The sequence below is a fragment of the Lentzea roselyniae genome, assembly GCF_039537795.1.
GTDB lineage: Bacteria > Actinomycetota > Actinomycetes > Mycobacteriales > Pseudonocardiaceae > Lentzea > Lentzea atacamensis.
In genome coordinates this window covers 32,471-46,664 of record NZ_BAABBE010000037.1, presented here as the reverse complement: position 1 = coordinate 46,664, position 14,194 = coordinate 32,471, and the positions used below count along the sequence as shown (strand labels likewise).

Annotated in this window: 1 protein-coding gene (only partly in view); it reads right to left on the bottom strand. The window is 67.5% G+C overall.

Going from position 1 to position 14,194, the window contains the following annotated elements; genetic code table 11:
• Positions 1-102 precede the first annotated feature (102 nt).
• A protein-coding gene (locus ABFX45_RS39780) for a hypothetical protein (protein ID WP_346135965.1) crosses the window boundary here: on the bottom strand, positions 103-14,194 show its final stretch. The gene runs 31,667 nt beyond the window's last position; the window shows 14,092 of its 45,759 coding nt (coding positions 31,668-45,759); its start codon lies off the right edge, out of view; it ends in the stop codon at positions 103-105.

The following is a 14,194-nucleotide window of genomic DNA, read 5'->3' as shown; positions in this document are numbered from 1 at the left end:
GCCGATCCCATCTCCTCGTGATCAGTCGATCGATTTCGTCGCGCCGTTGCCTTCGGCCGAGCTCCAGGCGAAGGCGGCTGAGACTCGAATCTCGGAGCGCCGTCAGGACCGATCACGCCGCAACCTCATCCAGGCCGCAGCCGCAGCAGGGTCGCTCATGGCCACCCTGTGCAACCCGTTGATCGCCGCCTCGACGCCCGCCTCGCCAGCCTCCGCCAGGCCCTCGACGTACTTCTCCTCGACGAGCAACTCGACCGCGCCAGCATGCCCGTGCTTCGCCATGTCCACCGTTATGGCTCGAGCCTCGGCCACCCCCTGCTTCAGCAGCCGGCCCAGCAAGTGGACATTCTGCCGCGCCAGTACTCGGATCGCCTCGACGTGGCCCTTCTCCGCTATCTCGAGCAGCGCCGCCTGCGCGGAGCTGTCCACCAGGGGTGCTTCATCGCTTTGCGTGGACTCGTCGACGACGCGTTCCAGCCCGCCGGCGCTGCGCTCGTCCCCGCCGTTGGAGGGACGCAGCACTGCGTTCCTGACCTGCGCCTCTGCCGCATCGCCCAGACCTTCTGCATCACCCAGATCCCGCAGGCTGTCAACCGCGAGTTGGTTGCCGTCCTTCGCGAGCTCCACGAGAGTGTGCCTGGCCGCGGCCGCCCCCTGGCTCACGAGGTCGCGCAACGAGTCGAATCTCCCGGCTTGCACCAGGCTGTGCAACGCCTCGGCATTCCCTGCTTTCGCAAGGCTCTCCAACGCCGTATGAGCGGGCACCACGCCATCGCGCGCCAGAACTGCCAAACGCGCCACATCACCCTCCGTACGCAGACGCTCTGCAACGACCTCACGCGGTTCGAGCACGATTTCCACCCTGGCGGCACCACCCGTGGCCGCGGTACGCGGCTCCGCCACGCCGCGCAGGTTGGCGGTGGCCAGGAAGGTCGGTATCGAACTGCGGTAGTACCGAGGCAGTTCCGAGCCCATGAGCAAGCGGGACAACTCAGCCGCTACCGCCGCGGCGCGTTCGCGGGCCGTGTGGACCGCGTCGTCCCGGTGGAAAAGAGCCATCGCCCCGGAGCGGCTGTAGCCGGTGAGGGTCATCAACGGTAGCGGCCGGTCCTGGTCGTGGTGTTCGATGACGAGTTCCGTCACCCAGGACGCGAACTGGGTCAACGCGTGTGCGTCCTTGATCGTGCCCACCGCATCCGCCGTGAGTCGAGTGATCTCGGACTTGAAGTGGACGACCGTCGCCAACGACGAATAGTCCCAGATGACCTCTGGTGCAGGTGTGTTGTACGCACGCATCACCACCGGCGTGCGCACTACGCGGTCCCGTCCGAGAATCTCCGCTGTCTTGTCCCAGAACGCCTTGCCGGTCTGGGTGAACATTGCCCGTTCGACATGCGGAAGGAGCAACCGCTTCCAGTCCTCCTGGCGCGGCCCGGTGAGGTGCCGGTTCACCAAGGTGGTGACCTGCCCGCGCAAGTCGCCGTGATGGTTGGCGATGTGCACCAACAGCAGGGACAGCACCGCCCCTGGCTGCCCGTGTCCGTCCTTCAGCTTCCGGTCGAGGGCACGCAGATCGAGCACGCCGCGGCTCGCGGGTAGCGACTCCCGCAGGTCCTCGACCACGCTCTTGATCAACGCGACCGTCGCACCGCGATCCCGAAGCGTGAACGTCCTCGCGGGTTTCCGCTCGGAAGGCGCGTAGTTCCATCCCTCACCGAGCGCCCGCCGGATCTCGTGGAAAACTCTCAACGCGGCGGCGCTGCTCATCCAGTCCTGGCCCAGCCCATCTTCGCCCCTCGCGGTGCCCTCGAACTCGTCGAGGTGACCTCCGCCGGTCACCAACAGCGTCGTCGAACCCGACGGGTGCATTTCCACTTTGAGGCCCTGCGTCACCGCGAAAACACGGGGGTGGCGCATGACGTAGTTCAGACTCTGGACCAAGTCGTAAGCGAACCCGCCGCTCCTGGCTAGCCTGCCGGCGCGCTCCGCTAGCAGGAGAATCTTGCGGTCGAGCCTACCCTTGAGCGAGGCCGACAAGATGATCTCGGCAAACGCACGGCCGTCCACCCTCACGGCACCGATCTCGTCGACGTTCACCAACGCCGTGCGCTCGCTCGCGTTCACCACCACAATGCCGAACTCGTTTGAGAGGTCGACGGCGAGGCGGCGTCCACCGCCTTCTTCGACCAACTGGATCTGCCCCACGCCAGACTCGGCAAGCCGCTCCAGCACCTCGGGGGACCAGGTCGAGTCGTCAGACGGGAAGATCAAGCCCTGTCGGCGGCCCTCCGGCGACAGGGGAACGGACACCACCTGATTCGCGGCGAACCGGCGCTCGCGTCCTGAAGTGTCACTGCCGGTGAGCCAGCGGCTGAGGTAGCGCCAGTGCGCAGGGTCCGCCTCGGCAGGGTATGGCCCGCTCTCCACGTCGTCGAGCGGCACGAGCGAGTCGATCAGCGTCAGCTGCTGCTCTGTCAGCACCTCACTCGACCGGTCCGAGGCCTGAGTGGAGTCACCAGCGCCGAGCAGGTCGGCCACCTGCTGGGCGAGCACATGATCCGCGCAGTCAACGCTCCACGTGGTCCTCGCAGGCCGTGTCGACGGACCGGGCGGAACAACCTCGACGACGACGTGCGGCTCCTGGGTCGCCGAGTCGACACGGATCACTTGGACGAGAAGCCGATCACCGCTGAACGGCAGCGTGACGCCGGAGTTGAGGATGCGCTCGGCTCCCCTGTTGAGTTCCTGCCAGAATTCCGTCTGCGCCTTCTGCGGCATGTCATCCGGAAAGACCAGCTGGATCCGCAGCTGGGCCTCGCGCACCCAGAGGCCGGGGGACAGCTCGGCGCGGTGGATGTCGTACCTGACTGGCAGGCCGCGCGTGTCCAGTCGCTCAACCGCGACCTTCGGTGCCTGGCTCCGGATCAGGTCGAAGTCCGCGAGGCCGACGGAGGTGGCAGCTGCGATCAGTCCCCACATCTCGGAGGGACTCGTCACGTTGAACTGCTGCATCGCGTACGCCAGCAGGACGACCTCGGCGACTTCGAACGACACGCCCAAGCGCAGCCGGTCGAACGCTGTACGCAGGCTGTAGCCGGGCGAGCTGCCGGTCGGCGTGCTGCGATGCACGTCGTCCAGCACATCCAGCAGGTCTCTGCGATGGTTCAGCTCGACGGAACCGTCGAACAAGCCCTGGCCCCCATGCCTTCGCTGTTCGTAAATCCATTTCTTCGAGCGTGCTCGAACAAGCTCGTCCGCGATGACGGCTGCGTCTTCACCGCCGAAGGTCACCAAGTGGCCACCGTAGGGCACCACCACGTCGGAAACATCGTGGCGGGTGGGGTGCGTCGGCATGACGACCCGGCGGAACAGACCGAGCTCCGCCAGACTCCGCTGCAGGTATTCAGCCAGCACGAGCGAGACACGATTATCGCTGTTGGTCACGACCAGCACGATCCGGCCTCCGTCAGGCTGACCGTCGAGTGCGCCGGTCGAGCGGAGCAGCACCGCAAGCGAGAACCCGTCCACCAGGAGTTTGCCGCGCGGCGTTGTGATCTCCGCGTACTCGTCCACAACGGACATGCCGACCACCAGCACGTCGGGCGAAGTAAACCTGTTGGCGAGACTCCTCGCGGACCCGTACCAGCCGACCCCGCCCTGTCTCTGGTGCACGGTGAGCGGCTTCGGCTTCTTCAGCCTTTCACGGAGCGCGGTTGACCCGGCGTCCCCGAAGAGATCCACGACGCGCACTCGCTCCCGATGACGAAGCATGGTGAGTGTCACCGCCTCCGCCGGAATCCGCACGTTGAGCTTGGAGGTCAGGTCGGGCTCGTCGTACAGGCTCGGCGTCACGTGCATGCCGAACCGACTGGCCATCGCCTCCATGAGAAGCTCGATGCGAGTGGCTTTTCCACCCTCGGTGTAATACGAATCAGGCAGAGAGTTCATGTGGCAGTAGGCCGACAGGAGTGGACCGCCGTCCCCGCCACCGCGAACGCGCTTGAAGGTCCAGTCGCGGTCAGCGGCAGAACCGGCCGCACGGTTGCCGCCGTCCGCGGATTTCGCGCCGGACTCCCTCCCCGTCTTCGGCTGCTGCTGGACCAGCTGTCCGTACCCGGGATGTGGTGTCGCGACCACCGGAACGGAAGCAGCGGCCTCGGCCACGAGCTCCGCCAGGACCTTCGCCTCGTCGGACGAGGACAGCGCGCCCGTCGTGCGAACCAGCGCGGCACCGAACTCCGCACGTGAGGGCGCCGCGAGGTGGGCATTCACGAGACCTGCGCCGTCGAGCAACTCCAAGGCGTTCGCGACACGCAGGGCATTCGTCTCGCCGTCCGGCCCCATGATCATCAACAGGACGTCGAACACGACGCCTCCGAGCACCTCCTCGTCGGCGTCTCGGGTGAGCAGCGAGGCCGTGATGCCGTACAACTCGGCGAAGCCGTGGGCTGCGGTGATCTCGCGTACGAGTTCCACCGCGGCGTCAGGCTCGTTCTGGTCGTGCCGCTCTGCGACCATCCGCACGATGTCGCGCAACGTGAACGCCGTCACAGCCGGCCGTGCGCTGGTCGTGGTCAACCGGCGCACAAGGTCGGCGAGCTCGGCGTGGGCGGCCGGCGCGAACCACCGCAAACCGTCGAGATCTCCCATGTACGCCAGCGCCGACGCCGCGGCCGAGTCGCCGTTCGCGGCGAGGAGGACCAGGGCACTGCGTGCGTCGGCGGACTTCGTGCGGACCGCCAGCTCGACCATCGAGGCCGCGTCCGGCTCGGCCACCAACGCTTGCAGCGCGTGCTCGTCCCCCGCCGCCGCCAGCTTCTTCAGCACCGTGCGGGCCTCGTGGCTGCCCGCCTCGACACGCCGCCGAAGCTCGTCGACGTCACTGACCTCTGCCGACGCCTTCAGCGCTGTCTCATCACCCCGGGACGCCAGCGCGTAGAGGCCATCGAGCGCTTCCCCGGCGTGGGCGAGAGCCGCCTGGTGGAGACCTTCGACGTCGTTCGTCCGAACCAGCGCGGACACAGCATCCGCACGCCCCTCAGCCGCGAGGTCGCGCAGCAGCGACCGCGCGACGAGGTGCGGCACCCGCGGAGGCGCGACATCGACCAGCTCGACGAGAACGTCCACCGCAGAGCGATCACCCAGCAGCGGGTGGGTCTCCGTGTCGCCGATTCGCACCAGGGCCGCTGCGGCCTGCACGCTGCCCGCAGCCGCCATCTCGGCCAAAGCCAGCCGAGCCGACGCTTCGCCTCCGCCTGCGCGTTCAGCGAGCACGGCGAGCGAGTCGCGGTGACCCTCGCCGGCCAGCCGGATGATCGCGGCGAGGTCTCCACCTGCCGCCAGCTCGAACACCGACCGATCGCCCGAATCCGGTGGCGTGTCGCCGTGCAGCATCGTGTAGGTCGTGTCGCGAACCACAGAAGACCGGGGCGCGGACGACGGCTCGGCAGCCGCCTCACCCGGAGCGTCCGGGTGCACGGCTGTGCCGTACCCCTCGACCACGGCCGAACCAGCGCCGGCGATCTGTTCGAGCACCCAGGCTTCTCTGGGCAGCAGCCGGGCGTCCGCGGCATAGAGCCCTTCCGACATCAGGCCTCGGCCACCGGCCGGCTTGCCACGAACCGGACCGATGACGGTGCCACGGCTGTTCCTGTGGACGGCGCCCTTCCGCACATTGTGGAAGATCGCCTCGAGGTTGTAGGCGTCGTACAACCCCAGCGTGTGACCCAGCTCGTGGGCGAGGGTGTGGCCGTTGTCCCACAGCCCGAACGAGTGCTGACTGCTGATCGCGCCGTCCGGGTGGATGTCGACCTCGACGGTCGCCGCGGAAGGTGAGTCGACGAACTCCACCCGCACGTGCAGCTGGTCGCCCGAGGGCAAGCGGTAGCCCTGGTTGTAGAACCAGTTCACGCCGGCGTGCATCGCCTTCCGCATGCCCTCGACCCGCTCGGGCTCCACCCCGGACGGCACCCGCAGGAACACCTTGACGGTGAACTCCTTCACCCACCGGCCGGGCTCGACCTCCATCCGCCGGAGCTCGTAGGCGGCCTCCGACTCCCTGAACGCCGCACCGATCAGCACCTGCGGACGTTCACCCGGCGTCTGGCCCGGCACGATCACCGACTGGTCCGACACGGCGAACGGCGCAGTCCGGATGTACGCGGGCACAGCCTTGTCCCGGAGGCCTTCCCACTGCTCCACGTGCATCGGCCTGTGCGGCTGCATCCACGCCGCAGAGTCCGCCGTGCTGTAGCGCCAGCTCTCATCGTCGGAGACCATGCGCTTCAGCAAGCCGTAACGGCTGTCGCCGGTTCGCTGCTCGGAAGGCGCGATCGCCTCCACTGTCCAGCCGTGCTCGGGGCCGAAGGCACTGTCGGCGGCCGCGTTCAGCGGTGTCCGGCTCGCCGTGGCGTCACTCCAGTTCCAGTCTCCGAAGATCTCTTCGGCCGGAGCGGAGTCGTGCAGCACCGGAACGTCGCCGGAGGTGTTCGCGTGCACGGCCGGCGGTCCGGCCGGTTCCTCGGCGTAGACCAGGTGCACAGGTTCACCGGGACTGAACCTCACCAGTGGCTCGGCATCGACACTGTCTCTGCGGTGGCGAACCTTGATGCCTTCGAAAATCCGGTGCTGGAACGCATCACCTGGGTGCCAGTACACATGCGCCCCGTGCTCAACGCCCATGCTGCGACGCCTGAGCAACCACACCACGCGTTCGTAGTCCTTCTCCGCAAGCGGGGCTCCGTCGTCGGGAGTCCGGATGTGGAACACGTCGTGATCACCGGTGATCTGGCGGTAACCGGTCGACGTGTGGGCTTGGACAACACCGTTGACGACACGGTAGTGACCCCGGCTCACCAGGTCCGCCATCTCATCCGCGAGGGTGGCGTACTCCGTCTTCCGGTCCTGGTAGCGCTTCAGGACCTGGCTGCGCTCAGCAGGCGACAAGGACTCGGTCTCTGGCTCTTGCGGATCGAAGTAGCCGACCAGCCCGATGTTCTGGGGCAGTGCACCGAGACGCGTGTCCCAGATGTTGATCGTCTTCGCTTTGATCTCCTGCGGCTTGGGCACGGCACCTTGCTCAAGCCAGCGCACCGAATCCGGATTGGTCGGCCGCACGTCGATGACCAACCCGAACCTGTCGGCGATGTTCTGGAACTTCTTCTGGTTCGCCTCGGGCAGGCCGAACTCTTCCACCAGTCGGTCGACATCGAGCTGCGTGTCGAGCGGACGCGATCGCCACTCCCCAGTCCGCAGTTCGACCGGTCGTGGTACCGGTGGCACCTCCGCATCGAGCTGATCGAACAGCTCCGCGACGAAGGTCTCCGAGACAGCTAGGTCCAACGGCAGGAGTGGCTCGGCGAACGGGGTTCCGGTGACAGCCCGAGAAGGCTGCGCTTGGACCTGAGTCCCGAAGGCCGGACGGCTGACCACAAATCCGAGTCTGTCGAGCACCTCTTCCGGAGTCGGGAGCCGGTCGAGCACGCCTTCCTGCTCCAGGTCGCCTCTGCTTCGCCCTGCCCGGTCCACCGGCTGGTTCTGGTTGCTTCCAGCCAGCAGCGTGACGGACTCGACCAGCAGCCGGCCCACTGCTTCGGCGGAAGCTTCAGGACCGGACAGCTGAAGCACGTACTCGGTCAGACCGCGCTCGTCGGCCAGCTCCAGGGCCCGCGCCAGATCGTCGGCCAACACCCACGCTTCGTCGAAGTCCTGCGACGTCTGCTGGTTTGCGAGGGTGAGGAGCACCTCGCGAACTGCCACCTCCCGCGCCTCGGGGTTCACGCCGCCCGACATCAACCGATCGACCAGACCTGCCCGGTAGGCCAGCACCATCGCGTTGGTCGTCCAGTCGTACTCGGTCTCGACCGGGGCGGGTTCGGGGTCGGTGTCAGCCAGCTGGATCAACCCGAACAGCCACATGCCGCCGCTGCCGGGTTCCTCGGCAGGAAGGAACGCGCGGGTGACGACCTTGAAACGCGTGCCTGGCGTGAACACGACCATGCGGTCCTCAGACGGGCTGAGGAGGGCCGTGAGGTCCCGCCCGGTCGTGGAGTGGACGGTGAGGACGACGTTCTCGTCCCCGTGCTGCTGGGCAGCCAGGGTGCTGCTGGTGAACCCGTTCTCCGTCACGACGGTGCCCGGCTGATACCGCACCATGACGTCTGCGAGCTCCGCCGCGTCCAAGCTCGCCATCTGCACCACCGCACCGTGATACGCCGGAAGCTGGTTCAGCCCGGAGGCAAGCGCCCTGAGGTGGTGGTCGCCGCGGAAGACTCCTGGCTGGTTCGCGGTGCGCGGCGCCTGATCCTGGTGGTGGTCCTGATCGAACCTTCCCTCCGCGAAGGCCACTACCGCGACGAGGTCCTCCTGCCTGATGGCGCCGAGGTAGTCGGCTTCGGTCTGCGCCTGCTCCACGCTGGCGGCGAGTTCCTCGTAGTCGGCCAATGACTGCCTGAACCGCGCCCGATCCACAGGGGAGCTGCGGAACCTTTCATCGCCGAAGGAGTCGGGTGCGGGGACGCGGTGGAAGAGTCCGGTTTGCGCTGCGGGAATCTCCGCGGCTGCCAGCTCGGCGACAGCAGGCACAGGTGTGGCCGGCACGCCCGGCTCTGCGAACGGCGACACTTCGGGATCTGGCTGCCCTCCGAACGCCGGGACGACGTCCTCACCGCCTTCGACCGGCAGCTCCTGGTCCAGGCCCCAGCGCAACGCGGTCGCGATCTGGTCCACCGTGAAACCGCCGGAGAACAGGTGCGACATCGACGGCACGAGCACCGGCCGGAACCCGTTGGCCAGCAACAGCCTCGGCAGCAGCAGGTACACGTTCAGCCTGCCGTTGCCGTCGCCGAACGGGTGCAGGACGTGCAGTGCGCGCACCGCGCGCGCGATCGCACGCAGCCGATCGTGATCGCCGACCGCGCCGGCCAACTCGTTGTAGTACCGCTCGAACACCGCGTCCACCAGCACGGAGGTCTCCGCAGGGGCGTACGCGGGTTCCAGCGTCCATCCCCCACCGCCTCGCGACTCCGACAGCGCCACGTGGCCGCGTTCGTCGTCGTCCATGTACATGTCCAGCGGGCGGCTCACGAGGGGGCGGCCGGCGATGACCTCGTCCGCCAGGTCAGCGGCTGGTTCTCCGGTCTCCGTGTAGAAGCCCACCTGCCCTGGCTGTGTTCCGGTCATGTCGAACGAGGTCGGGTCATCGTGCTGCGCACGGGCGTGCCGCGTGGCCAGCGTGTGCATCCGCTCGTACTCGTGCCAGTCCACGTGCCTGGCGACCACGGCCGGGTCGTCCAGGATCGTCCGGACCGCGGCCACCATGTCGCGCTGGAAGCCTGGCGACAGATCACCGTCGTAATAGGCGCCGGGGTTCCGCTGGTCCTCGAGCGCCTCCGTGTGGTGCCGCGGGTCGATGTAAAGGCGCCACCACTTGCGCTCCGGCAGGACGTCGCTCACCTTCCAGGCGCCGGAACGGGGCGCTTCGGGAATCCTGCCCGCCCACGACGCGAGCATCCGGTCGAGCCAGCCCGCGACCTCGCGCGTGTGGTCGAAGACCGTCTCGGTGGGTTGCTTCGACGGGTGGCTTTCCTCTCCGACCACGGTCTCCCACGACTCGGTGGTGCCGGCATCGGTACTCAGATACTCAACCTCGAAATCGCTCAGCGAATCGTGATCGGCCTCCCACGGCTCGGTGGTGTCGCCGTCAGAGCTCAGGTAGTCGTCTCCAACGTCCACCAACGATTCGTCGTCGCTCGCCTCACCGGCGGACAGAGCTTCCTCGTCCCATGGATGGCTGAGGGTGATCGTGGCGCGCCCGGTGGCGGCCTCCGACAGATAAGGCACCGCGACACCTTCCAGGTGCACGTTCTGCAGCACCGCCTGGGCGGACAGCGACGTGGTCCTGGTATCCGTCAACCTGGACAGGGCTTGCCGGACATCCGTGTGCAGCCTGGTGAGGGTGTCCTCGGCGTGCTTGCTCGCCTCGCGTGCCACGGACTGCTCGTCACCGACGAGCAAACCGATCCGGCTGTACCCGACGATGCGCAAGTCCGGCAGCGGAAGCTCGTCGAGGGTGTTCTCGACCGCGATCTCCGCCAGGAGACCCGCGAACCTCTGAAGCGCCGTCCGGTCCTTGACCCGGCCCGACTTCAGGTGGTATTCGACGTGGACCGGGTGCACCACGACGGAGTCCGCCGTCCGCGGCGGTGCCACCTCGTCCAGCGGGACCAGCCGGACCGGGCGCCGGACCTCGTCCTTGGTCCAGGTGCCCTTCCCGGTCACGGTGAACCGCGCCCTGGCGAGCGCGCCCAGCGAAACCGAGCGCCACACGCCGTCGACGCGCTTGTGGTCCGTCACCGAACGGACCAGAGGCAAGCCGTCCTCGTACATGAACGCCAGCGCCGCGGCCACGACGATGTCCGGCCGTTCGTGGCCGCTCGCCAGTTCCTGCACCGCGACCAGATCCAGGTCACCACCACGCGCCGGCACCGACACCCCTGCGAACTCGACGATCCGGCCGAGCAACACCAGCGTTCCCGCACGATCCTCAACCGCGATCTTCGTGCCCGACGCGGCGGCGCTCTGGGCCGCATAGCCCCAGCTTTGCTCCCGCGCGGCGACCAACTCGGCGACGACCATGGCGTCATCGGCCGCCGTCGTCTCGCCGACAACGGTGAAGTGGCCACCGTCGAAGGCGGACACGGTCGGATTCCTGCCGTCGCCACCCCCCGGCTCAGGGGGATGCACGGCGACGAGCCCGGTTGCCCCGACGACCCGCCGCTTGAAGCCCCTGCCCTCCAGCACCTTCTGAACGCCGCGCAAGAAGCCGTCCTCATTCGGCAGAGCCCCGGCCTTGCACGCGAGAAGCACGACCAGACTGCCGTCAGGCCGTCCACCGAGGAGTCCCGTGTCCACGGCCACGTCCACAAACCCCTCAGGCCCGACCCCGACGGCACCGATCGAGTCGACGTCGAGCCGGCCAGAGGTCTCGTTGCCGTGCAGGCTGAAGATCGTTGTGGAGTCGTCGTCCAAGCCGTCGATGTGGACCGGCAACACCTTGTTGCGAGCCGTGTCCCTGAGCAGCACCGCGTTCGCGCGATGCCTCATCCCGATCCACCGGTGGCCGTGGGTGCCTTCCAGGAAGAGCGTGCCGACGTCCTTGCCGTCACGCTGGACCAGCCTCTTCGTCACCTGTCCTGGGGTGAACCTGCGGATCCGGCCCTGCGAGTCGGTCCCGGACACCCACAGCACCTGACTCGTGTCCGGCAGGTCCCCGTGCGACAGGGTGCCGGGAACATGCGGGTCCAACGTTGTGAGCTGGCTCGGGGTGAGAGTCGTGCCCTCCCACAGCTTCGTGCCGTCAAACGCACCGAGCAGATCAGCCACGTGCTGAGCGAGAACGCGGTCCGCCCCGTCGATCGTCCAGGTGGTCCGGGTCTCGACCCGGTCGGCCACGCCGAGTTCGACGGCCACCTCGGCGTGGGCATGAGCGCCGCTGTCCTCGACGCGAAGCAGCTGCACCCGCAACACGTCACCGCTGTCCGGCAGCACGACGCCCTGGTTGAACAGCTCCTCGACGCCTCGTTCGAGGCGCTTCCAGAAGGTGCTCTGTTCGTTCCTGTCCCGCGTTTTGAAGTTCGTGCGAACCCGCAGGGTGATCTCCCGCACCCAGACACCCGGCCGCACCTCGATCCGGCGCACGTCGTAGTTGACCGGGCCGCGGTCGTTGCTCGCCCGCACCTCGTTGACCGGCGCGCTGGACCGGACCATGTCAAGCGAAGTCAGCAGATCGAACGGCGCCTCGTTCGCGACGTCCCGGCCGGGCTCCACGACCCGATCGCCGCCAGGCAACTCAGTGATCGACGGGCCGCGTGCGGACAGAGCCTGAGCATCCGGCACGGCGGTCACCGCGGAGGACACGGCCGTCGTCTCCACAGTGGCTTGGGCGTCATCGATGCCGGCTCCGCCCAACTCCTCGCCCTCGCTCGCCACTGCGGTCGACGGGACCTGCTCGGAGCTGACCACCTGGTCCCCGTCCCATCCGCCGGGCACGGAGGAGATGTTGGTGGTGCCGCCGTACACGACGGTTCCGATCTTGGGCATTTCGTACGCCTTGCCCTCGATCGCCGACGTCAACGACGGATCGACACTGGCGGTAGCGCGGGCGGCCCTCGCCCGGTCGACCGAATGCCGTTCGAACCAGCCACTGATCCCCCGTTCGGGAATCACGGACTCGGCCGAGATCGGCTCTTCACCCTCGGGCGTCAATCGAATGAGCTCGCTGGTGAGCATTCGGCGCAGCCTGTCCGCCGCGATCTTGGCCCGCCTCGCGCCCTTGATGACCGCCTTGTCCGATGACAACGCAAAGGCATCCATGCGTCCATAGCCGACGACGCTGACACGCGGAAGAGGGAGTCCGTCCGCCTTGTTCTCCACGGCCGACTCCGCGACGGCTCGAATGAAGTTCTCCGCCACGTCGAAGTCGTCGATCTGCCCCGTGGACAAGTTGACGTACAGGTCCACCGAAGGGACCTTCCTCACGTCCGACAGGCGCAGCGACGCCGACATCCACAGTGGCACCAACGTGACGGGCCGCCGGTGCTCCTTGCGCTCGTAGTCCCAGCTCGACCGCCCTGTCACTGCGAACCGGCCGCGTGCGAGGTCGCCCAGGCGGACAGCGGTCCACGTGTCTGCGCGCTCATCGAACTTGCGATCCGTGATCGTGCGCACCCCGGGCAGTACCTTGGGGTCTGAAGCCACGTACGCCAGCACCGCCGCGACGATCAAGTCCGGACGCAAATGCCGCCGGGACGCCCTCTCGTCCAGTAGCACCAGATCCAGGTCACCGCTTCTGCTGGCGACGTCATGGCGCAGCTCATCCACAAGTTCGCGGATCAGGTCAAGGGTGGCCGCCCGGTCGTCGAGCGGGATCTTGGCATAACCGAAGCGAGGTTCTCCCGGCGCGTACCGCCAGTCGGCGATCGCGGCCGCGACCAGCTCCACAACCACAGCATCGTCGTCCTCGACAGTCGTGGCACCGAAAGTCCTCAGGTGGCCGCCATCCTTGATGTAGATGGCAGAGCTGCCGCCAACGGCCATCACGGACGAGGACGCCACGACACGACGGCGACGGCCGTCCCGCCTGAGTGCCGCCTCGAAGTCGTACGCGAACCCTCCCTGCTTCCGCAGAGCTCCCGCCGAACACGCGAGCAGCAGTACCAGCCCGTCCTGCGGCACATCGCGCACAGCATCGACGACCGGATCCAACTGTGCGGCCGCCGCGCCGTTGAGAAACACACCGCCGATGCCCTCCGCGTAGAACTCGCCCCGGTTCGGCGTGGCGTGCCAGGTGAACACCCGTGCGTCCGCGGAATCCAGTCCGGGCACCACGACCGGCAGAATTCGACGGCTGTTCCGCTCCTTCAGGAGATCGGAGTTCCCGCCCATCTCGCAGAGGTAGACCGTGTTGGCGCGTCGTGGGTTGCCCACCCACACATCGCTTTGCACGTCATTGGTGACTCCGGTGAAGCTTGCGCCCACCACCTGCCCGTTGAACCTCAACGGGCTCGACAAAAGCTGCCGTGGCAGGACCTTGCGAACCCGGTTGGCGTAGTCGGTGGTGTCGAGGAAGACCAGCCCGGAGCGCGCCGGGATGTCCGCGTACGCCAGGTTCCGCCATCCGCCATCCGGGCGCTGCCTGTCCAGCCCCAGCAGATTGCCCTGGGTCAAACCGAAACCCAGCTCGTTCGTGACCGGCGTTACGGGGCCGGCCTGGACGCCCAGCAAGTCGAGCAACCGCAGGGCGATGGTCGCGAACGAATCATCGGATCGCCACCTCAAGCGCTCCGGCGGTTCGACGGACTCGGGACTTTCCACCGTGACGCAGAAGTCCGCATCCGACGGCACATCGGCACGGACAACCTGCAACCGCAACTGGTCACCACTCTCCGGGAGCCGAAAACCTCGGTTGAACTCCAAGTTGACGGCGTTCAGCAACGTCACCCAGAAACCGCCCGACTCCCTCCTCGCCGTGCCCGCGCCGAAAGTCAGGTACATCTTGAGAGTGAACTCCCGTACCCACTTCCCCGGCTCGACCTCGATCCGGCGAACCACGTGGTTGACACCGCCCTGGTCCTCGCGGTTCTGAGCGCGGACTTCGTTCACCGGCGCGTGTGGCCTCAGCATGTCGATCGCGCGC